This is a genomic window from Burkholderia sp. SRS-W-2-2016, from assembly GCF_001931485.1.
GTDB lineage: Bacteria > Pseudomonadota > Gammaproteobacteria > Burkholderiales > Burkholderiaceae > Paraburkholderia.
This window is the reverse complement of sequence record NZ_MSDV01000021.1, coordinates 218,955-241,902: the sequence shown is the minus strand read 5'-3', so window position 1 is coordinate 241,902 and position 22,948 is coordinate 218,955. Positions and strand designations below refer to the sequence as shown.

General features: G+C 64.1%; 22 protein-coding genes and 1 pseudogene. 7 read left to right on the top strand and 16 right to left on the bottom strand.

Annotation, left to right across the window (positions count from 1 at the left end):
• Positions 1-203: 203 nt before the first annotated feature.
• The 4 genes and pseudogenes from BTH42_RS10190 to BTH42_RS10175 all read right to left on the bottom strand — a co-directional run.
• A pseudogene (locus BTH42_RS10190) lies at positions 204-1,118 on the bottom strand (LysR family transcriptional regulator); the annotation flags it as partial.
• 20 nt (positions 1,119-1,138) lie between these two features.
• Positions 1,139-1,447 carry a type II toxin-antitoxin system RelE/ParE family toxin gene (locus tag BTH42_RS10185; RefSeq protein ID WP_075298634.1) on the bottom strand — a complete coding sequence of 103 codons (309 nt, stop codon included), beginning with the start codon at positions 1,445-1,447 and terminating at the stop codon, positions 1,139-1,141.
• The gene (locus BTH42_RS10180; RefSeq protein ID WP_083654720.1) at positions 1,444-1,728 is read right to left on the bottom strand and encodes a YlcI/YnfO family protein; all 285 of its coding nucleotides are present in this window, start codon (positions 1,726-1,728) and stop codon (positions 1,444-1,446) included. Before BTH42_RS10180 ends, BTH42_RS10185 begins: the two co-directional genes overlap by 4 nt.
• Before the next feature lie 76 nt (positions 1,729-1,804).
• Complete coding sequence (locus BTH42_RS10175; protein WP_075298630.1) at positions 1,805-2,443, bottom strand: HD domain-containing protein; 639 nt, start codon at positions 2,441-2,443, stop codon at positions 1,805-1,807.
• Between the two features lie 212 nt (positions 2,444-2,655).
• Between BTH42_RS10175 and BTH42_RS10170 the strand changes: the two genes are divergently transcribed.
• From BTH42_RS10170 to BTH42_RS10155, 4 genes are all read left to right on the top strand, one after another.
• Positions 2,656-3,618: a GlxA family transcriptional regulator gene (locus BTH42_RS10170; protein ID WP_075298628.1), complete on the top strand. Its 963-nt coding sequence runs from the start codon at positions 2,656-2,658 to the stop codon at positions 3,616-3,618.
• Between the two features lie 62 nt (positions 3,619-3,680).
• Entirely contained in the window at positions 3,681-4,439 is a 759-nt protein-coding gene (locus BTH42_RS10165) for an SDR family oxidoreductase (RefSeq protein ID WP_075298626.1), read from the top strand.
• A 1,098-nt stretch (positions 4,440-5,537) separates the two neighbouring features.
• On the top strand, positions 5,538-5,957 hold the full coding sequence (locus BTH42_RS10160; protein ID WP_075298624.1) for a BON domain-containing protein: 420 nt from the start codon (positions 5,538-5,540) through the stop codon (positions 5,955-5,957).
• Positions 5,958-6,989: 1,032 nt separating this feature from the next.
• Positions 6,990-8,639 (top strand): NRAMP family divalent metal transporter, encoded by a 1,650-nt coding sequence (locus BTH42_RS10155; protein ID WP_075298607.1) that lies wholly within the window; start codon positions 6,990-6,992, stop codon positions 8,637-8,639.
• 123 nt (positions 8,640-8,762) lie between these two features.
• Here BTH42_RS10155 and hpaC read toward each other — a convergent pair whose 3' ends face one another.
• Positions 8,763-9,299 carry a 4-hydroxyphenylacetate 3-monooxygenase, reductase component gene (gene hpaC, locus BTH42_RS10150; RefSeq protein WP_075298605.1) on the bottom strand — a complete coding sequence of 179 codons (537 nt, stop codon included), beginning with the start codon at positions 9,297-9,299 and terminating at the stop codon, positions 8,763-8,765.
• A 150-nt stretch (positions 9,300-9,449) separates the two neighbouring features.
• Here hpaC and BTH42_RS10145 point away from each other — a divergent pair, with 150 nt between their 5' ends.
• Positions 9,450-10,106 (top strand): response regulator transcription factor, encoded by a 657-nt coding sequence (locus BTH42_RS10145; protein WP_075298602.1) that lies wholly within the window; start codon positions 9,450-9,452, stop codon positions 10,104-10,106.
• Between the two features lie 65 nt (positions 10,107-10,171).
• Here BTH42_RS10145 and BTH42_RS10140 read toward each other — a convergent pair whose 3' ends face one another.
• From BTH42_RS10140 to BTH42_RS10120, 5 genes are read right to left on the bottom strand one after another with little or no spacing between them, the layout of a single operon-like run.
• Positions 10,172-10,915, bottom strand: a complete 744-nt coding sequence (locus BTH42_RS10140; RefSeq protein WP_075298599.1) for an SDR family NAD(P)-dependent oxidoreductase — start codon at positions 10,913-10,915, stop codon at positions 10,172-10,174.
• A 22-nt stretch (positions 10,916-10,937) separates the two neighbouring features.
• Positions 10,938-12,080 (bottom strand): amidase, encoded by a 1,143-nt coding sequence (locus BTH42_RS10135; protein WP_075298596.1) that lies wholly within the window; start codon positions 12,078-12,080, stop codon positions 10,938-10,940.
• The gene (locus tag BTH42_RS10130; protein WP_075298594.1) at positions 12,077-12,610 is read right to left on the bottom strand and encodes a nuclear transport factor 2 family protein; all 534 of its coding nucleotides are present in this window, start codon (positions 12,608-12,610) and stop codon (positions 12,077-12,079) included. Before BTH42_RS10130 ends, BTH42_RS10135 begins: the two co-directional genes overlap by 4 nt.
• A 4-nt stretch (positions 12,611-12,614) precedes the next feature.
• Complete coding sequence (locus BTH42_RS10125; protein WP_075298591.1) at positions 12,615-12,992, bottom strand: hypothetical protein; 378 nt, start codon at positions 12,990-12,992, stop codon at positions 12,615-12,617.
• Positions 12,993-13,027: 35 nt separating this feature from the next.
• The gene (locus tag BTH42_RS10120) at positions 13,028-14,194 is read right to left on the bottom strand and encodes an acyl-CoA dehydrogenase family protein (protein WP_075298588.1); all 1,167 of its coding nucleotides are present in this window, start codon (positions 14,192-14,194) and stop codon (positions 13,028-13,030) included.
• Between the two features lie 240 nt (positions 14,195-14,434).
• Here BTH42_RS10120 and BTH42_RS10115 point away from each other — a divergent pair, with 240 nt between their 5' ends.
• Positions 14,435-15,919 carry an ATP-binding protein gene (locus BTH42_RS10115; protein ID WP_075298585.1) on the top strand — a complete coding sequence of 495 codons (1,485 nt, stop codon included), beginning with the start codon at positions 14,435-14,437 and terminating at the stop codon, positions 15,917-15,919.
• A gap of 13 nt (positions 15,920-15,932) precedes the next feature.
• On the opposite strand, the gene BTH42_RS10110 is transcribed toward BTH42_RS10115, so the two are convergent.
• The 3 genes from BTH42_RS10110 to BTH42_RS10100 form a co-directional block, all read right to left on the bottom strand.
• Complete coding sequence (locus tag BTH42_RS10110; protein WP_075298582.1) at positions 15,933-16,307, bottom strand: tautomerase family protein; 375 nt, start codon at positions 16,305-16,307, stop codon at positions 15,933-15,935.
• Positions 16,308-16,382: 75 nt separating this feature from the next.
• Positions 16,383-16,883, bottom strand: a complete 501-nt coding sequence (locus BTH42_RS10105; protein WP_075298580.1) for an aromatic-ring-hydroxylating dioxygenase subunit beta — start codon at positions 16,881-16,883, stop codon at positions 16,383-16,385.
• Positions 16,880-18,163 (bottom strand): Rieske 2Fe-2S domain-containing protein, encoded by a 1,284-nt coding sequence (locus BTH42_RS10100; RefSeq protein ID WP_075298684.1) that lies wholly within the window; start codon positions 18,161-18,163, stop codon positions 16,880-16,882. The genes BTH42_RS10105 and BTH42_RS10100 overlap by 4 nt, the downstream gene beginning before the upstream one ends.
• A gap of 181 nt (positions 18,164-18,344) precedes the next feature.
• Here BTH42_RS10100 and BTH42_RS10095 point away from each other — a divergent pair, with 181 nt between their 5' ends.
• Positions 18,345-19,265 (top strand): LysR family transcriptional regulator, encoded by a 921-nt coding sequence (locus BTH42_RS10095; protein WP_075298577.1) that lies wholly within the window; start codon positions 18,345-18,347, stop codon positions 19,263-19,265.
• A 30-nt stretch (positions 19,266-19,295) separates the two neighbouring features.
• Here BTH42_RS10095 and BTH42_RS10090 read toward each other — a convergent pair whose 3' ends face one another.
• The 3 genes from BTH42_RS10090 to BTH42_RS10080 all read right to left on the bottom strand — a co-directional run bounded on the left by BTH42_RS10090 (position 19,296) and on the right by BTH42_RS10080 (position 22,936).
• Positions 19,296-20,264 (bottom strand): PDR/VanB family oxidoreductase, encoded by a 969-nt coding sequence (locus BTH42_RS10090; RefSeq protein WP_075298574.1) that lies wholly within the window; start codon positions 20,262-20,264, stop codon positions 19,296-19,298.
• Positions 20,265-20,504: 240 nt separating this feature from the next.
• Positions 20,505-21,812: an MFS transporter gene (locus BTH42_RS10085; protein ID WP_075298571.1), complete on the bottom strand. Its 1,308-nt coding sequence runs from the start codon at positions 21,810-21,812 to the stop codon at positions 20,505-20,507.
• 203 nt (positions 21,813-22,015) lie between these two features.
• Entirely contained in the window at positions 22,016-22,936 is a 921-nt protein-coding gene (locus BTH42_RS10080) for a LysR family transcriptional regulator (RefSeq protein WP_075298568.1), read from the bottom strand.
• Positions 22,937-22,948: the final 12 nt, after the last annotated feature.

Sequence of the window (22,948 nt, the reverse complement as noted above, 5' to 3'; positions counted from 1 at the left end):
GGTTTGGTTGGGGCTGCGGGTTTGGTTGGGGCTGCGGGTTTGGTTGCGGCTGCGGGTTTGGTTGGGCCTTCGGGTTTGGCTTTGGCTTCAGGTCGCGCTTTGGGCGCAGCGTTGGCTTCCGTTCGCGTTCGGGCTTTGGCCGGCGTTGTAGTTGCGCCGGTTGAGGCATCGCCCGGCACCAGCGTTTCGCCCCCGGCGGAAATTTCCCGCGCCTCGACCGTGCGCAGATGATCGAACAGCAACCGGCTCACCGGCGACAGCGCATCGACATCGCGCACCACCAGCACCAGACTGCGTTCGGCCCAATCGTCTTCGAGCGGCATGCCGACGAGCCCAAGCGGGCGGCCCATCAGTTGACACACCTTATCCGGCAGCACGCCGACGCCCATGCCGGCCTGCACCATCCGGCACACCGCGTCGAAGCCGGGCACATGGATGCGCAGCCGCAGCGGCTTGCCGGCCTGACGCGCGGCGAGATGAGTGCGAGCGTTGATCGAACTCGCGGAATGCAGACCGACATGGTCGCCGTCGAGCGTCTCCGCGAAGCCGATGCTTTTGCGCGCCGCGAGCGGATGATCGTCGCGCATCACGATGACCAGCGAATCGCGCCGATAGTGCTCGACGTGCAGATCGCGCGTGTCGGCGTCGGCCGAACAGATGCCGAGATCGGCGAGGCTTTCGTCGATTGCCTTGACGACGCCGCCGCTCGGCCGCTCTTCCAGATCGACTTTCACGCGCTCGTGCTGCGCCTGAAACGCGCGCAAATCTTCGGGCAGGAATTCGACGATCGCCGACAGATTGGCCATCATCCGCACGTAGCCGAGCACGCCGCTCGCATGGCCGGCCAGTTCGATACCGATGTTCTCGATATCGCGCATCACCCGGCGCGCGTGATGCAGCAGCGTTTCGCCGGCCGGCGTCAGCGTCATCCCGCGCGCGTTGCGCTGGAACAGCGACGCGCCGACCGCCTGCTCGAGTTCGAGCAGCCGCTTGCTGGCGGCCGATACCGCGATCGCCTCACGCTCGGCGGCACGCGTGAGCGTGCCTTCCTCGAAGACCGCGAGGAAGAGTTGCAGCGTGGTGAGGTCGAGTTTGCGGAGGAGGTTTTTGATGACCATTGGGGGGGCCGGGAGGTAGGTCAGTGGTAATCATCCTCTAGCTGATGGCGCACAGCCAGCACGGTTACGGTCTGGTTGTCCTCGATTTCAAACAACGCGACGTAGCCGTCGCGGCCAAACGGTATCAACAGTTCACGCAGGAACGGTGTGTTTTGCTCGGCCTTACGGCAGGTAAACGGCGACGTGCGAAGCGTTGCGATTCCATCACGAATAGCTTGTAGCGCGCGTTCGGCCAGCAGCAAGTCCGTGTCGTCCCGCTCGACGATGAAGTCGTACAGGCGGTTGAGGTCCGCGGTGGCGGCATGGGTGAAGCGAACCCGATACGTCATCGTTTCTGCTTCGCCCGAGCCCGCGCTTTCGCCTCGTCAAGTCGCGCCTGCAGGCCTGCGAGCACGTCGTCGGCCTCGACGTAATCGCCACTGTCTTTCGCCTGCGCCCGCGACGCGAGCCCTCGCGCGACAAACTCGCGCTGGTTCAATCGCCGTGCAATGTTGTCGCGAATAGCCTGTTCCACGAAATTCGAAAGGCTTTCGCCATCCTGCAACACGTCTTCGGCCGCAGCCCGCAACTCAGGCTCGACGCGTACCGACGGGAAATTGGCGGTTTTCATCTCACACTCCTTGCATCGCATTTGCAATGCATTATCGTGCAATTTGGCCTGACGCGCAATTTGCCGCCACCATCCCTCAATCCCGCCAGGCCGACCCAAGAATCATCGTGCAGAAATTCTCGCGATGATAATGCGGGTCCTTCAGCGCGAGCACGTCCGCCTTCACGTTACCGAACGTCGTATGCGGCTTATGAATCGTGCCGTGCGCGAACGCATCGATGATGCCTTCCTTGAAGTGCGCGCCGCGCGGATGCGCATGAATCACCGCGTCGCGCTGCTGCGCGTCGAACTCGTCGTACGCGAGCCCGAGCACGTCCATCTCGACGCCCGCGGTCACCAGCGCGATCACCGGCTTCATATGCTGCGGAATCCCAGGCGTCGTGTGCAACGCGATCGCGGCCCACACCTGCTCGATGTCGTCTTCGCCGATCTGGTGACGCCGCAGAAAATCGCGCGCCGCGTTCGCGCCATCCACTTCGAAGCGCTCGTGCTCGCTGCTATACGGCGCAACGAGCCCCATGTCGTGAAACATCGCGCCGATATACAGCAGTTCGGGATCGAACTTCAGCTGTTTGCGCTGGCCGGCGAGCGCGCCGAACAGAAACACCCGCCGCGAGTGGTGATACAGCAGCTCGGTTTCGGTGTCGCGCACGAGTTCGGTGGCTTCGCGCGCCATCATGCTGTCGGGAATCCGGATGCCTGCGATCGTCGTCATGTGAATGCTCCTTAGCGATGCGAATGAATGAAGACGCGCGATGCAGCTTCGCAGCCCGTTTGCTATGCTGAGCCGCGCCACGCGTCGGGCTCATTCAGTATCGGCAGACGCGCCGCCGCGAACAATCGCGCCGGACCGTCGAACTCTGCCAATCGCACCGCGTCGACTGCCGTGGCATCCCCATGCCGCTCCCCAGCAAAGGAAGTCATTCGATGCCCACCGTCGCGATCGCGATCTTCCCCCGCGTGCAGGCGCTCGACGTCGCCGGTCCCGTCGATGTGTTCTGCGAAGCAAACCGCTTTCTCGCGGCGGACCGACAATACGAGGTCAAACTGCTGGCCGCGCAATCCACGCCGCTGCGCGCATCGAACGGCATCACGCTGGTCGCGGACGCGAGCTTCGACGCAGCCCGCGAGCCGTTCGATCTCGCGCTGGTCGCGGGCGGCCCCGCATTGCCGGGCGACGAAATCCCCGACGCGCGGCTGCTCGACTGGCTCGCGAACGTCGCGACCCGCTGCGGCCGCTACGGCTCGATCTGCACCGGCGCGTTCGCGCTCGGTCACGCGGGCCTGCTCGACGAGCGCCGCGTGACGACCCACTGGCAGCACGCGGCGCAACTCGCCGCGCGTTTTCCGCGCGCGCAGGTCGACTTCGATCGCATTTATCTGCGCGACGGCCCGCTCGTCACCTCGGCGGGCGTGACCGCCGGCATCGATCTGTCGCTCGCACTGGTCGCCGACGATTACGGCCCGCACACCGCGCTGGCGGTCGCGAAACGGCTCGTCGTATTCGCGCAGCGGCAAGGCGGCCAGTCGCAGTTCAGCCCTTATCTGACCGCGCCCGCGGACAGCACATCGGCCGCCGCCAAAGTGCAGGCCCACGTGATGGCGCACCTGCGCGAGCGCTTCACCGTCCAGCAGCTCGCCGACGTCGCCGGCATGAGCGCGCGCAACTTCGCGCGCGTATTCGTGCAGGAGACCCAGGTAACGCCGCATGAATTCGTCGAACGCGCGCGCGTCGACGCGGCGCGCAAGCTGCTTGAAAGCAGCGGCGCCGCACTGAAAACAATTGCGTTCGATTGCGGCTTCGGCAGCGCGGACCGCATGCGCATCGTGTTTACGAAACGGCTTGGCGTAACGCCGATGCAGTATCGCGAGCGCTTCCGCCCGCTCTGATTACGGCGTGCGAAAAGTGCGAAAATCGGCGCTCTCCCAAGCCAACCAACACAAGGACCGCCATGACCTCCTCATCTTCGATTCGCGCGATCGTCACCGGCCACACACGCGGCATCGGCGCGGCACTCGCCGAACAACTGCTCGCGCGCAACGTCACGGTGCTGGGGCTGTCGCGCTCGCGGCATGCCGAGCTGAAGACGCGCTATCCGGCGCAGCTGGAAGAAATCGAACTGCAACTGGCCGAGCCCGCGCGCGTCGCGCAATGGCTCGCGACCGACGCGCTGCGCAACTTCGTGCGCGGCGCGCAAACCGTGCTGCTGATCAACAACGCGGGGATGGTGCAGCCGATCGGCCCGATCGAAGGTCAGGACCCGTCGAACATCGCCGACGCGGTGAGCCTGAACGTCGCGACGCCGCTGATGCTCGCGAGCGCGCTCGCCGCCGCGGCCGTCGACGCGACCGACCGGCGCATCGTCCATATCTCGAGCGGCGCGGCGCGCAATGCGTATCCGGGCTGGAGCATCTACTGCGCGACGAAGGCCGCGCTCGATCATCACGCGCGCGCGGTCGCCCTCGACGCGAGTCGCGCGCTGCGTATCTGCAGTCTCGCGCCGGGCGTGATCGATACCGACATGCAGGCGCAGATTCGCGGCAGCGGCGAAGATCAGTTCCCGATGCGCCAGCGCTTCGAAGACCTGAAGCGCAACGGTCAGTTGACGTCGCCGGAGCAATGCGCGGCCGCGCTGGTCAAGTACGCGCTCAGCGATGCGTTCGGCAACACGCCGGTCGCGGACATTCGCGAGGTCGCGAAAGCGGGTTGAGCCCGCGTTCCGGGGGCGCATTCGATGCTCCCGAAAATTCTCACCTTTGATACGGAGCGGCGGCGGATTGGCGTGAAATGCGCTCGCCGTGGCTCCTGAAAATCCTCACCTTTGGGGGCGCGCAGCGGGGCAAAGCGGCGTTTGAGCGGGGCTTTTATGCATCATTGCCCCCGCCCCCACGCGGCTCCTGTGCAGTTCTCGCGCAGTCTTCCTGTAGCTCCCGAAAAGCCTCACCTTTGAGTAAAAGCGCGTATTGGCAAGGTCTCTAACGGCTGCGAAATGCAGCGGATCGCCTGGACATTCAATGACTTACGTTGCGCGAACGGTGGAGCAAACGCATGCACGAGTGCTGCCGAACGCGCTGGTTAACCGCGTTTGCAAAGACCGCATCAGGCCCGATTCGAGCCCAGCGCCTCCCGAATACCCTCACCTTTAAGCAAACCAGACGTGAGCCGAAGCCGCCGTGAGAAGGGCTGTCGGCGCTGGACCTGGCGGTGGATCGCATATCAAAGCGCGATTGGTTATAGGCAGTTAGTTGCGAAGAATCCCGGCGCCAGCGAATCCCGAAAACCCTCACCTTTCGCACACTAGCCATCACACGCCGCCCCTCAGCGTCGCGGCATCGCCCATCGAACCACCGGCTTGCATCGACACGACGCATCGAGCAAATAGCAACGAACGGCATGAAACCTGGGAATCCGATACGAGTTTCCGCGACGACTCCCGAAACTCCTCACCTTTGCGATTGAAGTGCGCGTACAGGTACGCACGAACTCACCTGGCGGCCTCCCGAATCTCCTCACCTATCGGCTTCGCAGCAGCGCGAAATGCCTCGCTCGGCACATCGGCAGCAGACCCGCAAGCAAAGCCGCAAGCCCATCGCAAGGCACTGCAGGCGGTGCATCGACGCTTGCCGAGGCAACCACCGCATCACCCAAACCCACCCGCGACTGCCCCATCCGCGCCGTGAACGCGTCATATAATCGTGGCCGGCGGTCGAATACTCGTCGCGAGGCGGCAGCGCCATGCGCCGCCTTTTTCCCGCTGGCCTCATGCGGCTCGAACGGCAGTTCCTGACAAATCGGCAAAGGAGTAAGAATGAAAACAAACGGCGCGAGCAAAATCATCGGCGCGATGTTCGCGGTAGCGATCGCGACTGGCGCGACCTATGCGAACGCACAAACGGGCGGCATGCCGAACGATGCATCGATGCAGCCCCCGCCTCCTGCGCCGGCCGCCGCGGCCGGCCCGCATCACAGCAACAGCAACAACAGCCGCAACGCCAACCGTTCGGACAGCACGCTGCTGCGCGACATCCGCCAGACTTTCACGCGTACGCCGGGCCTCAATTTCGCGGCGATCCACGTCAACGTGCACCACGGCGCGGTCACGCTGACCGGCACCGTGCCGCAGCATTCGCAGATCAAACGCGCGGGCGACGCCGCGCACTCGGTGCGCGGCGTGCGCTCCGTGAAAAACAAGCTGACCGTGCGTGAGCGCCACGGCCGGCCGCAGTAAGTCATTGCTGAGCGACAGACGGGTTGCATCGGCCCGATAGGCCGATGCAACCCTCTACCCGCTTCGTAGCACCCGCACTTTTCCCAGCGCCGCTTTCTCGCCTCCCCCGATTCATCTGTTCGACGCGCTGCCATCACCGGCATCGCCACCCTCCTCCTACCGCAGTTCCAACTCACCCGTTCGTCAGAACACGCAGCGTTGCGCGCCGCACATTTTTTCTGCTCTGCTTAAGAAACACATTGACCGCGCCGGAAACCGCCCTCTAGAATTCAAAAATCTTCACCAATGGGGCTTATGCCTTGGACACCTGTAGTAGCCGACTTTCGAACAGTTTCGCTGCCTGACCGGCAGGACGTCCGCGCCCCTTCATTCGCCGCCGTCCTGCCAGCAGGCAGACGGTGCGCGCCGCAGTTTTTCTCCGTGCACCTTTGATTAACGCCGTCTCCGCGTAACCGGAACGCCGCAGTGTCATTGCGCGTCCGTGCGCCGGACCGGCGTCGCGTTCGCGCACATTTCGTCAGTTCAACGGAACATGTGCGAGCGCGTGCTTCGACACGTGTGTAGCAAACGTATAAAACGTCGCTACGCGATGCCGCAATCAACCGACAAGGAGCCGCCATGCCCGACAGTGACAGTTCTCCCTTATGCCGCTTAGCGATCCTTTTAACTGAGGAAAGCGAGTAGACCTGCACCGCCGCGCTCGCCGCGCGCAACCTCCGTGTCTGCTGGCTTTTCTCACCAGCGCGTCGCCTTCGACGCACGGAGATATCTCATGCATTTCGGCCTCCTTCTTGCGCAGTTCCCCCGCGTGCGGGAATCGCGCGCCCATTACGACGCAATGCTCGTGCTGCAAGCAAGCGAATCGCATCCGCTGACCGCGTTCTGGCGTCGTTTGAAGACGCTCGTTTCATAAGCTCGCGCGCCATCCGTCATACGCAAGCGGCGCTGCCGGATCTCAACTCCGGCTCACGTCCTTACGTATGCCGAAGCCGCGCACGTGTGCATCGATAAACACAGCCAGGAGAGAACCGCATGTCTACTCCGACGAATCTATCCCCCGCCCGCGGCGCCGTGCTCGATTCCGCGCACGTCGGCGACATCAAGGGCGCGCTCGGCACGATCGCCCATCACGACACCGCGCCGCGCACCAGCTGGTGGGCGCGCGTGCGCACGTTGCTGGCGATCCTCGGTCCCGGCCTGATCGTGATGGTCGGCGACAACGATGCGGGCGCGTTCGGCATCTATACGCAGGCGGGTCAGAACTACGGCACCACGTTGCTGTGGACGATGCTGTTGCTGGTGCCGGTGCTGTTCGTCAATCAGGAGATGGTGTTGCGGCTCGGCGCGGTGACCGGCGTCGGCCACGCGCGGCTGATCTTCGAGCGCTTCGGCAAGTTCTGGGGCGCGTTCAGCGTCGTCGATCTGTTCATCCTGAACGCGCTGACGATCGTCACCGAATTCATCGGCATTACGTTCGTGCTCGACTTCTTCGGCGTGTCGAAGATCGCCGGCGTGTGCATCGCCGCCGCGCTGACGATGGCCGCCGTCAGCACCGGCGACTTCCGCCGCTTCGAGCGCTTCGCCGTGGTGCTGTGCGTGCTGAGCCTGCTGCTGGTGCCGGTACTGGTGTCGATTCATCCGCCGCCCGGCCAGATCGCGCGCGACTTCTTTATTCCGAACTGGCCCGCGCATTCGAAGCTGTCCGACGTGATGCTGCTGGTGATCGGCATCGTCGGCACGACGGTCGCACCGTGGCAGCTGTTCTTCCAGCAGAGCTACGTGGTCGACAAACGCATCACGCCGCGCTTTATGAATTACGAAAAAGCCGACCTGTGGATCGGCATCGTGTTCGTGCTGATCGGCGCGGTCGCGATGATCTCGTTCAGCGCGGCGCTGTTCGAAGGCCGCGCCGGCTTCGGCAATTTCACCGATGCGGGCGGCGTGATCGCGGCGCTGGAGAGATACGCGGGACGTACGCCGGCGGTGCTGTTCGCGCTCGCGCTGTTCGACGCGTGCGTGATCGGCGCGGCGGCGGTGTCGCTGTCCACCGCGTACGCGATCGGCGACGTGTTCAAGATCCGCCACTCGCTGCATCGCAGCGTGTCCGATGCGAAGGGCTTCTATCTCGTGTACTTCGCGATCGTCGCCGCGGCCGCCGCGCTGGTGCTGATTCCGGGCAGCCCGCTCGGGCTGCTGACCGAAGCAGTGCAAACGCTCGCCGGCGTGCTGCTGCCGAGCGCGACCGTGTTTCTGCTGCTGCTGTGCAACGACCGCGCGGTGCTCGGCCCGTGGGCCAATTCGAAGCGGCTCAATCTGTTTACCGGCGCGGTGGTGTGGGTGCTGGTAATGCTGTCGATCGTGCTGACCGCGTCGGTGATCTATCCGGACATCGCGGGCGTGACGATGATCGAGGTGCTTGCTGGCGGTACGTTGCTGGCGGTGGTCGGCTATGCCGCGAGCGTCGGCATTCGCAAGCGGCGTGGTGACGATGCGGCCACCGAGCCGCTACCGGTCTATTCGAAGGAAGCGCGCAACGCGTGGCGCATGCCGCCGCTCGACGAACTACCGCCGCCCAGGCTGACGCTCGCCAAGCGGATCTGGATGGGCGTATTGCGCGGCTATCTGCTCCTCGCGATCGCGCTCGTGATCGTCAAGGTCGTGCAGATCGCGTTGCCGAACTAGCGCGAAAGGTGAGGAGTTCCAGGAGCTGCGGCAATGGTGAGGATTTCCAGGGACTCCGGCAATGGTGAGGAATTCCAGGAGATCGCCAATGGTGAGGATTTACGGGAGCCCGCTCCCGTCACCTCACTGCCCCTTCCAGGCCCGCGGCACCCGATGGAAATTGCGGTCGAAGTAAATCAGGCTGTCGCCGTCGGCGCGCACGCGAATCGCGGTGGTCTCGACGAACATCACCGAGTGCGAGCCGACCTCCTTCGCTTCGACGATCTTGCCCTGCAAACTCGCGAGCGCGCCGCGCAGCACCGGCACGCCTTGCTCGCCTTCGTCCCACACCGGCAACTGGAAACGCTCTTCCATCGAAAGACCGGTCATCCCCGCGAAATGACGCGCGATGCTTTCGAGGCTCGCCGGTAAAACATTCACGCACACGTTGCGATTGCCGTTGAAAACCGCATGCATCGCGCTCGATCGATTCAGGCAGATCAGCAGCGTCGGCGGCGCATCGGTGACGGAGCACACCGCGCTCGCGGTGATCCCGCAACAGCCGTGCGACCCCGCCGTGGTGATCACGTTGACCGCCGCGCCCAGATGCGCCATCGCCTGTCTGAACTGCTGGCGCTCGTAGTCGATTTCGGTTTGAGCGGGTAACGGGTTGCTCGACATGTCGATCTCTCCTGTGTTCGGTTGCCGGTTCACGCAAGCTGAACCGCTAGTATTTGCGAGGCTTTGCGAGCGCTTTTCGGCCAGCTATGATTAAAAGCCCAATACGATCTTTCTCGTGTGCGTTTGTCCACTCACACGTCCCACATTCCAATGCCGCCAACCGCTCGACCGTCCGTCCCCGATGCCGCTCCTGTCGTCTATATCGTCGACGACGACAACGGCATGCGCACGTCGCTCGCGTGGCTGCTCGAATCGGTCGGCATCAAATCCCAGGGCTTCGTCAGCGCGACGGATTTTCTGCGCGCGTTCGACCTCAACGTGCCCGGCTGCCTCGTGCTCGACGTGCGGATGCCGGAAGTGAGCGGCTTCGACGTGCAGGAAGAACTGAACCGTCGCGGCGCCACGTTGCCGATCATTTTCGTCAGCGGTCACGGCGATATTCCTATGTCGGTGCGCGCGTTGCAGCACGGCGCGATCGATTTCGTCGAGAAGCCGTACAACTCGCAGCAAATGCTCGAACGCATCCAGCGCGCGATGAAACTCGCGTCGCAGCGTCACGCCAAACACATGCGCCAGCTCGAACTGCGCGAGCGCATCAACTCGCTCACAGCGCGCGAGAAGGAAGTGCTGAACGGCCTGATCGAAGGCAAGGCCAGCAAGGTCATCGCGTCGGATCTGTCGATCAGCGTGAAGACGGTCGACGTCTATCGCGCGAGCATCAAGGAAAAGCTCGGCGCGACGTCGATTCCGACGCTCGTACGCGGCGTGCTCGAAGTGTGGAACCCGTCGGACGAGCGGCCGGAATGACGCCGGCATGACACCGGAATAACGCTGACGTCACGCCGCCGCGCGCGCCAGCGTCATCACACGCGTCAGCGCATATACAACCCGCCGTTGATGTCCCAGCACGCGCCATTGGCGAAATAGGCATTGCCCGACGCGAGCATCACCGCCGCTTCGGCGATATACGACGCGGCGCCGAGCTTGCCCACCGGAATCGCTTCGATCACTTTTTCCAGCTTGTCGGCCGGCACGCTTTCGTGAACGATCGGCAGATCGAGCGGCCCCGGCGAGATCGCATTGACCGTCACGCCGCGCGCCGCCAGATCGCGCGCGAACACCTTGGTCAGCGTCAGCACGCCGCCCTTCGCCGCGGCATAGTGCGCGCCGGTCGCCGAGCCGCCGTTCTGCCCCGCGAGCGACGCGATATTGACGATGCGGCCCACGCCGCGCTGCGCGAAGTACTCGCCGAACACCTGACAGCCGAACAGCACGCTGCGCAGATTCACGTTGATCACCTGATCGAACTGCTCGGCGCTGATCTCCATCACCGGCACGACTTTCGACGCACCCGCGTTGTTGACCAGCGCATCGATTGCGCCCCAGCGTTCGAGCACGGTGTCGCGCGCGGCTTCGAAGTCCGCCTTGCGCGTGACGTCGAGCCGGATCGCGCAGGCGCTGGAGCCGTCCGCGCTGAGTTCGCGCGCGAGCTGCTGCGCGGGTTCGATTGCGATATCGGCCAACGCGACCTTGTAGCCCGCTTCATGGAAAGTACGCGCGACGACTGCACCGAGTCCGCGCGCGGCGCCCGTCACGAGCGCGATTCTGTTCGACATATTGGCGACTCCTTAATTATCTTCAGACGGTTTGCGCGAGCCGCGCTTCGATCAGCGCGGCGACCGCGCACACCGTTTCGTCGTCGTTCTTACGGCCGACGATTTGCAGTCCTGCCTTCAGCGGCGAATTGTCGAGCGGCACCGGCAGCGTCAGCGCCGGGTGGCCGCTCAGATTGAACGGCCGGATCAGCGACGACATCGCGATCACCGACGTACCGGCGCGAGCCGCTTCGAGCGTGATCGGCAATGCGGGCATTGTGGGCAGCAGCAGCACGTCGACCTGATCGAGCGCGCGATCCACTTCGTCGGTGAACTGGCGGCGCACGCGTTCCGCGGCGTCGAGATCGGCGGCGCTGGTATTCGCGGCCGCGCGCAGACGCGTTTCGATATCGGCGCCGAGCTTGCCGCTGTCGACCAGATGGCCGAACGCGCGCGAGGTTTCCGCGTTGATCACCGACAGTCCCGCCGCGAACGCGTCTTTCATCGACGCGAGTTCGACGGGCCGCGCGGCGAGGCCGGCTCGCGTGATCGCGGCGGCGATCGCGTTGGCGATCTCGGGGTCCGCGTCGACGCTAACCACGCCGACACGCACCTGCGAAACGTCGCGACGCGCGTTGCCGGAGTGGAATGAAGGATCGATCGCGCTCATCACTTCGATCACCGTATGCATGTCGCGCGCGAACGGGCCGACGCAATCGAGCGTCGTGACTTGCGGCGCCACGCGATGGCGCGACACGCGTCCGAACGTCGGCTTCAGGCCGATCACGCCGCAGCACGCAGCGGGGCCGCGCACCGAACCGCCGGTGTCGGTACCGAGCGCGGCGTCCACCAGTTTCTGCCCGACCGCCGATGCGGAACCGCTCGACGAGCCGCCCGGAATACGCGCCGGGTCCTGCGGATTGACCGGCGTGCCGCTGAAATCGTTGATACCCGTCATGCCGAACGCGAGCTCGTGCATGTTCGCCTTGCCGGTGATGCGCCAGCCGGCATCGAGCAGCCGTTGCACGACTTCCGCGTGCTCGGATGCAGCCGGGGCGTCGGCGAGCGCGCGGCTCGCGGCCGTGGTCGCGTAATCGGCGATATCGATACTGTCCTTGATCGCGATGGTCGGCGCGTTCGCGTTGCCGGTCGCGCGCAGATCGAATGTTTGCAGCAATGCAGTCATGCGGAGACTCCTTGAGCCGGATTGACTTGCCACGGCGCGTCGAACAGGCGCTCGGTGCGGAAATGGCGAATCAGCCACGTCGCGCCGCCGTCATGCGCGGCCGGCACGAAATCGATTTCGAGGCGCGCCGCGATCAGTTCGGCTTTGCCATCGACATAGCCCGACGCCTGCAACATGATCCAGCGCCCGGTCGCGCGCGCGCCGTTGACCTCGATGTGCTCCGAGGTCAGAAAGTGGGTATTGGTCGCGAAATGCGGGGTGGGCGGCAGATAGCGCTGCAGCATCGCGACGATTTGCGCGGGCCCTTCGAGCCGCCCGAACTTGTTCGCGTACTGCGGGCCGATGCCTTCCCAGATCGCGTCGCCGGTAAACAATGCGGCGAGCGCTTCGCCCTGCAACGCGCGCACCGGTACGTCGCACAGCGCCATATAGCGCGCAATCGTGTTGCGCACCGCGTTCTGCGCTTCGAGCGCCTGGATGCGTGCGAGCAGAGCGTCGACTGTGGTTGCCGCGGCCTTCGCTTCGTTCATCGCGTCACCCCTGCTGCGGGACAGCCGGCGGCACCGTCAGCGCACGGCCGACGCGCGCTTCGATCTTGCCATAGCGCCACAGGTTGTATTCGCCGACCGGCGTCGTGCGATACAGATTGCACACGGCCACCGCGGTATCGAAGTCCGCGACGTCGGCCATGATGTAGAAGGTCCACGGCGCGCCATCCGCATTGCCGACCACGAGCCGGTCGTCGTCCATCACGCCGAGCACGCGCACGTTTTCCATCGCTTCGACCGCGTTGAGCATCTTGCCGTACGCTTGCCACACCTCGCCGATCTGTTCGCGCGGCAGGTCGAAGAAATTCTGCGTGACGCCGCAGCAGAACAGCACGCGCAACGGCAGGTTTCGGGTATCGGTCATCGGGATGTTCCTTGGTTCGATTGATTGAATGTTGGTTACAGGTAGCCGGGAATCGGCTGCGTGCCGACGAACACGGCGCCGGCTCCGTCGTAATTGCCTTCGCCGAGAAACGCGTGCTGCGTGACGACCATCGCATCGCGCACGAGGCGTTGCAGCGGATGATTGCGATAGATCGCGGCGGTGCCGGCGAGCCGGTACGCGCGGTTCACGACGTCGGCGCCGTCGCGCGCGATCTGCGTCGCCGACAGGCGCAGCAGGCTGACCTGATCGGGCGTCACGTCGTTGCCGGCGAGAATCGACTGCCACACGCTATCGGTCGATTCGTAGAAGAACGCGCGCGCGGCGCGCAGTTGCGCTTCGGCCTTTGCGAGTTCGATCCGGTAATACGCGCGGTCCGCGAGTTGCGGCGCGCCGGTGGTGGTCTTGCGGCCGCCGGCCATGTTGTTGGCGACGTCGAGCGCCGCGCGCGCGAGACCCAGGTTCACTACCGCCAGCACCTGCGCCGCGTACGCGACGGTCGGATAGCGATAGAGCGGCTCGTCGACGGTCGGCGTGCCGCCGCGCACGAAGGTCCAGTCCTCGGCGACGAACTGGTTCGACACGCGCAGGTCGTGACTGCCGGTGCCCTGCATGCCGACCACGTTCCAGTTCTCGACGATCTCGACCTGCTCCGGCCGGAACACCGCGGTGCGCGGTTTGCCCGGCGCTTCGCCGGCCTTGCCGGTGCCGATGCCGACGCCGAGCCAGTCCGCGCCCTTGCAGCCGCTCGCGAATTTCCACGTGCCGTTGACGCGAAAACCGCCGATCTCGGCCGTCGCGTTCTGCACCGGGAACAGGCCGCCGGCGAACACCTGGTCGGGACCGTTCGCGTAAATCGCCGCTTGCGTGTCGAGCGGCAGCGCGGCCAGATACAGATTCGCCGAGCCAAAACTCGCGACCCACGCGGCCGAGCCGTCGACGGTTGCAATCCGTTCGATCAGTTGCAGAAACTCGCCGGGCGCGCGCGCATCGCCGCCGAAGCGCTTCGGCGTCGCCGCCCGGTAGATGCGCGCGCGCTTGAGCATGTCGATCACGTCGCGCGGCACGTGCGACAGACGCTCGAACTCCTCGCGCCGTTTCGCGATTTCGGCGATTACGTCATCCAGTGCCAGTTCTTCGAATTGGGCTGTGTCGTCCTGCTTCAGCGCGGCGGCGAGTGCCATGAGCGTCTCCGTATCCTGTGAGTGGTAAGCGGTGGTGTCGTCGAACACGATGGAGCCAGTCTAGGAACGCCAATAAACACGGACAATTGGGAAGAGAGGACGCGACTTAGGGCAATCTCCGCACGCGGGTAAGGATTTCTTTAGTAATGCGTGGCGACGCCGGTGGTATGGTGGACGCTCGCTCGTCGCGCGGTTTTGCGCGGGCCTTATCGCGGGCCTTACCGCATCGAATGCGTCGCCATGACTACCCTGTCCGAATCCGATTTCCGCCTGCTGCTCGACTCGCTCAACCAGTGCGTGCTGCTGCACGACGCCGAGACCATCGCGATCGTGTGGGCGAACCGCGCCGCGTGCGTCGCGCTCGGCTATACGCTCGAAGAGCTGCTGCCGCTGAAAGCCCACCACATGACGCGCGACGACGCGAAATACCGCCGCGAAATCGCGGTCGATGCGATGCGCCGCTCGATCGGCGACGGACCGCAAGCGTATGAGTGGTGTTATCGCTCGCGCACGGGCGTCGATATGTTGTCGGAGGCGATTGCGACCTATGTGCCGCTGAGCGGCCGGCCGGTCGTGATGGTGCAGTTTCGCGACATCAGCGCGCAGGAAGCGATGCGCCGCAAGCTGCGCAGTTACGAGGCGCGTTTGCGCGAGTACATGCAGGACCTTGGCGAAGGCGTCGCGCTGATTACGTCGCGCGGCAAGGTTGCGTATCTGAGCGAGTCCGGCCGGCGCGTGCTCGGCGTCGCGCCGGACGCGCCGCTCGGCGCCGCGCTCGACTACTGCACGCGCGAGGACCGCGACCGTCTGGCCGCGCAACTGCGCGACGCACCGCGTCAGCACCCGAGCGATTCGAGCGACGCGCAGCGCTACCGGATCACCCGGCGCGACGGCGTGCAACGCTGGCTGCGCATTTCGTGCCGGCGCGTCGATATCGACACCGCATTGAACGGCGTGCTGGTGCACTTTCGCGACATCAGCGACGAAGTGGCGGTGGAAGAAACGCGCCGCATCGAAGCGCGCATGCTCGAATACGCGGGACGCTACAACGCGATGGGCGAGATGGCGACCGCGATCGCCCATGAATTGAGCCAGCCGCTCGCGGCGGTGCGCAACTTCGTCGAAGGGGCGATCCAGCGTTTGAATCAACCGGATGCGATCGACAGTGCGATATGGGGTCTGCGCGCCGCCGACCGGCAAGCGGAGCATGCGGCGCTGATCATCAAGAGCGTGCGTGAGTTTGTGGTGAAGCGCGAACCGGTCGCGACCGAAGCGGATCTGCGCGACGTGCTCGCGGAAGTCGCGTACTTCATCGAACTGCGCGCGCGCGACGAAGGCGTGACCGTGCGGCTCGAACAGGCCGCGCAGCCGCTGCCGATTCGTTGCGAACGCGTGCTGATCGGTCAGGTGATTCTGAACCTCGCGTTCAACGCGGTCGAAGCGCTGAGCGGCGCGATGCAGACCGAGCGAGTGGTCACGCTCGCGACGTCGCAGAACGACGGCAAGGCCGAACTTCATGTGATCGACAACGGCCCGGGCGTGCCCGACGACGTGCTCGACCGCCTGTTCGAAGGCTTTTCTTCGTCGAAGGCGGGCGGCAATGGGATCGGGCTGTCGTTGTGCAAGAACATCGTCGCGCGTCACGACGGACGCGTGTGGGCGCAGCGCGCGGCAACCGGCGGCCTCGATTGCCGCTTCGCGTTGCCGTTGCTGCCGCGCGCCTGAGACCATCGCGACGCTAGCGACCCAGCGCCCGCGCGGTCTTGCCGCCGATGCCGAAGTCGGTATTGGGGATGTCCTTGATCATCACGCGGGTGGACGGCAACGGTACGTCGAGCACCGCGGCGATCGTTTCGGATAACTGCGCAATCAGCGCTTCTTTCTGCGCGTCGGTGCGGCCCGCGATCAGGATCGCGATGATGACCGGCAACGCGGCAGGCGTGAGCTTGCCGCCGAGACCGGCGTGCGCGGCGGCCATTTCCGAGAGCAGAATCCGCACGGACTCGGCGGGCGCGCCGATCGCACGAACGGTCGAATCGGTCAATCCCTGGATTAGCTGCGCTTTACGGTCTTCCGCGTAGCCTTGCGGCAAATAGACTTCGAGTGTCGGCATGGTGATTCGCGAGTAAAGCGGCGCGGGCCGGCCGGATTGCGAGTACCGGCCGGCCCGTGGCCGTGTTCGGATAGATCAGAGCAGGAAGCCGATCGCGCTCAGCGCTTCGGTGGAATCGATCACGCGGATCACCTTTTCGACCAGACGCGGCTCGCCGCTCGCCATGCTGATCTTGTGCGTCAGATCGGCCGCGAAGATCGTCGACACCCCACGCTTGTACGCGATGATGATCTGCGACGACTTCACTTCGACCATGTCCGCGCTGTCGCTTGCGAGCGTGAAGCGCGACACCGTACGCACCGTGCGCGCGGCATCGGAGGCGGACGCGGAATAACCGGAGGTCATCCGCTGCACGCGTTTTTCGCGCATGTCCTGGTTGTCGTACGCGTAGTTCAGCGTCGCCGCGTAGTCGGTCGTGTTCGGATCGATCGGGACTACGTAGTAGCCGGCCGGGTCCCACAGTTCGAGCCACTCGCGATAGTCGCGCCGGTCGAGCAATTCGGCTTCGCGCCAGATGAATTCGATCGCGCGCGCGAAGGTCTGGTGAGAAAAGAGTGCGTTTCTATCGTCCATCATGCCTGCTCCATCATTGCGCGCCATTGCTTGTACGCTTCGCGCATGCCGGTTTCGTCGGTTGCGTGCGCGGTCTTTTCGCCGTTCGCGGCGGTGGTTTCGCGATTCAGTCCGCGATTGACGAGGATCGGCACGTCCGGTCCCGCATGCGAGCCGCGCTGCACGCGCTCCCATGCTTCGGCGTCGTCCGGGCTGCCGAAACCGAACGGGCCCTGGAAGTGTTCGTGAATGCGCAGACGTTCGCGGTTCGCTTCGTCGGGGCCGCCATCCATCGCGAGCGCGACGTGGCGAATCTCGGTTTCCTCGGCGGAAATCGGCCGCAGCACGCGGAAGAAGGCCATCGACAGCGCGAGATTCGGGAACAGGTTCAGGTTGAAGCCGACGCCCATCAGCGAGCGCACGATCCGGCGCACTTCTTCCGGCGTGTGCTTTTCCGCGAGTTTCCCGGCGAGTTCGTTGAAACGCTCCGGCAGCGGCGCGCCGTCGTCCTGATCCAGATCGACCAGTTCGGGCATCAGTACCGCGAGGCTATGGCCGTTGCCGAGCGAGCGGCAGAACGCTTCGTCGCTGGTCATGAAGCTGGTGATCGCCGCCGCGGTTTCGTCGTCGATCGACTTCATCCACGACTTGTGCACGACCGGGAAGTGATACAGGTCCGTGGTGTTCTCGAGCTGGATCTTCCAGTTGCCCTTGAACTTGAACTTGTGCTCGCCGTTGGCCTTGATCGGATAGCCGGCGCCCTGCTTCATGAACAGGTCGATCCACGGCTTCGCGCCGCCGAGAAAATCTTCGAGCGGTTCGATCGTTTCGTTGAAGCTCGCGAAGATCAGCCCTTGATAAACGCCGACGCGCAGCTTCTTCAGCGGCAGGTCGCCTTTCTCGCACACGCCTTCGTAGCCGTCGCCATACGGCAGCGCGCGCAGCGTGCCGTCGAGCGCGTACGACCAGCTGTGGTACGGGCAGGTGAAGCCCTTCGCATTGCCCTTGTGCTCTTCGCACACGGTCGCGCCGCGATGGCGGCAGCGGTTTTGCAGCACGTTGACCGCGCCGCTCTTGTCGCGCACGACGATCACCGGCTGGCGGCCGATCGTCGTCGTGATGAAGTCGCCCGGCTTCGGCAGTTCGCTGTCGTGCGCGACCCAGATCCACGTCTTGTAGAAAATCTGTTCGAGCTCGGCTTCGAACAGCGCCGGATCGTAGTAAAGGGACGGCGCGATGCGATCGGGCTCGGCGCGCTTGGCTAAAGCGCTGGTGTCGATGGTTTGATAGGTCGGCGTACTCATCTTTGTGGGGTAGGGAAAAGTCGCGTTGTCGAAACGAAGACGCACGTCGACGCACAAAACTGCGTGCAACACATCGGCGCATCCTCTCGTTGACATCAGTCTCGCTTTGCGACGATCATGCGTCAAATCGATTAAAAACAGGTCTCCGGATAAATCCGGCTGATATCCCAAGAGTGTTCCCATGACTTCCATCGACCACGTCGATCTCAACTTGCTGCGCGTGTTTCAGGCGATTGTCGAAGAGCGCAGCCTGACCAAGGCGGGCGAGCGCCTCGCGCTATCGCAGCCCGCGGTCAGCTATTCGCTCGGCCGGCTGCGCACGATGTTCGACGACACGCTGTTCATTCGCACGCGCGCGGGCATGCAGCCGACGCCGGTCGCGCTCGAACTCGCGGAGATCGTCGGGCGCGCGCTCGATACCGTTCGGCAGGCGCTGCGTTACGCGGAGCGTTTCGATCCGGCGACGAGCACGCGCACGTTTCGTCTGTCGTTATCGGATGCGGGTGAGATGGCGTATCTGCCGGCGCTGTGCGCAGCCGTGCAGCAGGCGGCGCCGCGCGTGAAGCTGGTCGTTGAGCCGTTGCCGGTGGAGGAAATAGAAGAAGCGCTGCGTTCGAGCAGGCTCGACTTCGCGATCGGCAATCTGCCGTCGCTGCTGCCGCTCACGCGCCATAGCCTGCTGTTCGAAGAGTCGTATGTGTGTATGACGCGAAAGCGCGCGGATTTGCCGGGCGGCAATACGCTGAAGCTCGATCGCTTTCTGGCTGCATCGCACGTGCAGGTGCGCTCGCTCGAACACAGTCACCATGCGCTCGATGACGCGCTGCGCGCGCAAGGCGTCGGGCGCAATATTGCGCTCGCGTTGCCGCACTTCGTTGCGGTGCCGGGTGTGCTGACCGCGACCGATCTGTTCGCGACGCTGCCGGAGCGGCTCGCGCATATTCTCAATCGCGGCGACGCGTTCCGGATCTATGCATTGCCGGTCGCATTGCCGAAAGCGGCCGTGACGATGCACTGGCACGAGCACTTTCACGAAGACGAAGGGATCGCGTGGATGCGCGGGATGATTACCGATATTCTCGCGGGGTTCGAGAAGATGTAATGGCCGAGGCTCTTATTCCGGGTCTCTGACTCAGAGGTCGAGCACCAGCACCGGCGAGCGCGAGCGTGAAATACAGCAGCAGATCACGCTGTTGCTCGCGCGCTCGGCCTTGCTCAGACAGTGGTCGCGATGTTCCGGCTCGCCGCTCACCACGTCGACCATGCAGGTCCCGCACACACCCTCGCCGCACGACGTGTCCACTTCGATCCCGATCGATGCAAGCGCTTCGACGATCGATGTTTTCGCATCCACCCGCACCGTTTGACCGCTGCTCGCGAGTTGCACGTCGAAACTGTCGAGCGACGTTTCGGTTTCGGGCACCGGCTCGGCCTTGAAACGTTCAAGATGAATCGCGTCGGCGGGCAAGTGCTTCTGCCCCGCTTCGACAACCCGGCCCATGAACGGGCCCGGCCCGCAGGTGTAGACATGCGCGCCGTTGCCGGCGTCGTGCAGACAGGCATCGAGCGCGGGTTGCAGGTCTTCCGGCTCGACGCCGAAATGCAGCTTTACATGCTGCGCGAACGGCTCGCGCGTGAGCAGCGACATGAACGCCGCATGCGCTTCGCTGCGCGCGAAATAGTGCAGCGTGAAACGCGCGCCGCGCGCGGCGAGCCGATAGGCCATCGACAGCAACGGCGTAATGCCGATACCCGCGCCGATCAGGATGTGCTCGCTGGCAGCTTCTTCGAGGCGAAACAGATTGCGCGGCGCGCCGACCGACAGTTCGGTGCCGACGCTGACATCGTCATGCAGCGAACGCGAGCCGCCGCGCGACTGTTCTTCCTTCTTCACCGCGAAGATCTGCGACTCCACGCATTCGGGATCGCCGCACAACGAATACTGGCGAGTGACGCCCGACGGGCTCGTCACGTCGATATGCGCGCCCGGTTCGTAGCGCTCGAACGGCTGCCCATCGAGCCGCGAGATGCTGAACGAGCGCACGCCATGCGCTTCCTCGCACAACGCGTCGACGCGAACTTTCAGGGTTTGAGCTTGCATGATGGCCTTCCGGTGTGTTTCTTTGGGGACGATAGGCCAAGGTTAGCGGCGCTCGCTGGATAAGCCAAATAGATTAAAAAGTGATGATGGCATCAATGGGGTTGATTTTACTGGCGGTTGTTGAAGACGCGATGCCGTTCACGTCAGGCGAAAGTCTTTCGGCGAAGCAAATATAAAAAAGCATTCGCGCGGCTCACGCCGCGCGAATGCTTTTGAAGTGAAGCGAGCGAGAGCCGCCCGTTACCGCTGACGCGTCTCGTGCGTAAACCTCAGCGTCACCACGGTAATCAACCCCAGCACCATCAGGAACACGGCAACCGGCCAGTACGCCTGATAGTGTGCAAGCAGCGCGGTCGCAATCAACGGCGACAAACCGCCCGCGAAGATCGACGCCACTTCATGCCCCAGCGCAACGCCGGAATAACGAACCTCGGTACTGAACAACTCACCGACCAACGCCGGCAGCGTCCCGATCATCGCGCCATGACAAACCGCGGTGCCGAGCACCAGCGCAAGCCACACCAGCGGCGTCGAATGCGTATTGAGCAGCCAGAAGAACGGAAACGCCATCACCACCAGCGAGACCGCGCCGATCATATACACCGGCTTGCGCCCGATGTGGTCCGACAGCTTGCCCCATGCGAGCATCGCGCCCATTTCGACGACCATCGCGAGCATCACGCCGGTCAGCATCACCGAATTCGAAATGCCGATGAACTTGCCGTACACCAGCGAAAACGCGAGAAAAATATACGCGCCGCCGTTTTCCGCCACGCGCAGACCCATCGCCATCAGGATCTCTTTCGGATGACGCTTGATCGCTTCGAGCACCGGCATATGCGTGGTCTTGCCGGCCTTGTCGGCGTTCTCGAAGTCGCGGCTCTCCGGCAGGTTGTGACGAATGTAGACGCCGAGCGCGAAGATCAGAATGCTGGCGAGAAACGGCAGACGCCAGCCCCACGAGATGAACTGATCGTGCGGCAGCGCCTGCGCCGCGAGAAACGCGGCCGACGACAACACGAAGCCGCCGCCCACGCCCAACTGACTCCACGCCGCGAAATAACCGCGTTTTTCGGGCGGAGCGTTTTCGCTGATCATCAGCACGCCGCCGCCCCATTCGCCGCCGGACGCGATGCCTTGCAGCAGTCGCAACGCGGCGAGCGCGGCCGGCGCGGCCAGACCGATATGGTCGTAGGTCGGCAGCAGACCGATGCCGAACGTCGCGACACCCATGATCATCAGCGTCCACACCAGCGACGCGCGGCGCCCATAACGATCGCCGATATGCCCGAACACGATGCCGCCGAGCGGCCGCGCGACGAAGCCGATCGCGAACGCGGCGAACGCGCCGATCGTGCCGATCAGCGGATTCGAATTCGGCGGAAAGAACAGTTGCCCGAGCACCAGCGCGGCCGCGGTGCCGTAGACGAAAAAGTCGTACCACTCCATCGCATTGCCGGCGACCGACGCGATGACGATTTTTCTGAGTGCGCGATCGGATTCCGCGGTACTGCGCGCGTCCGCGATCGACGATTGAACAGAAGCCATGTCTACTCGTATCTGAAATGTGGGGAAGAGACGGCCTTTTCAGAAAAGGCTTCGAATATCACTCAGTGTCGAGGCGACAGATATCGGCGTCAAATTAGCCGAAAAGCAGGGCGGGTATCAGTGCAGTGAATATGCGAAACCGAATGCGCGATTTTTGCGGTACGTCGCGGTATGTCGCGGTATTTCCGCAGCCTCATGCAGGCTTACGCGGCCTGCTGCGAGAACATCGTACGAATCGTTTCGCGCAGCCATGCAATGCCCGCGTCCGCCGCGAATTGCGTGTGGGTATGTACCTGGATCTCGATCGGCGGCAGAGAAAACGGCAGCGGCAGAATTCGGAAAGCCTTACCGCGATTGAAGCGCTTCGCAATGCTTTTCGGAAAGATCACCGCGAGATCGGTATTCATCACGATCTCGGGCGCGACGACGAAATGCGGCAACCGCAATACGACGTCGCGCTTTACGTTCAATTCGTCGAGCCATTGTTCGACCATCCGGTGGCCGGTCGCATTCGTGCTCGCGTACACATAGCGCAGCGCGGCCAGGTCTTCGCGGCTCGGCTTGGTCTTGCGCAACGGGTGACCCGCGCGCACCACGCACACGTGCTCGTCGACGAATAGCGTCTGACTCACGCAGCCGGCGTCGAGACCGGGCACATAGCCGAGCGCGAGATCGATTTCGCCTGCGCGCATCGCCGCGCTGACAGACTCGACCGGCACGTTGGCCGCTTCGATGCGAATGCCGCGCGCGTCGCGATCGAGCAGCGCGACGAGCGGCGGCAAAAAGTAGAACTCCGACATATCCGACATCGACACGCGAAACACGCGCTGCGCGGTCGACGGCTCGAACTTCGCCAGTTGCTGGACCGCGTCGTTGATGATCGCGAACGCTTGCGCGAGCGGTGGGTAGAGACGGAAGGCGGCATCGGTCGGAACCATGCCGTTGGGAGTACGCGCGAACAATGGGTCTTCGAACAGCGTGCGCAGCCGGCGCAGCGCGTGGCTGACCGCCGGTTGCGTGAGGCCGAGTCGATCGCCGGCAGCAGTCAGACTGCGCAGGTCCCAGATCGCGAGAAACACGCGCAGCAGATTCAGATCGGGGATGCCGGCATTCGGCTTGGTCATGCGCAGCTCTCG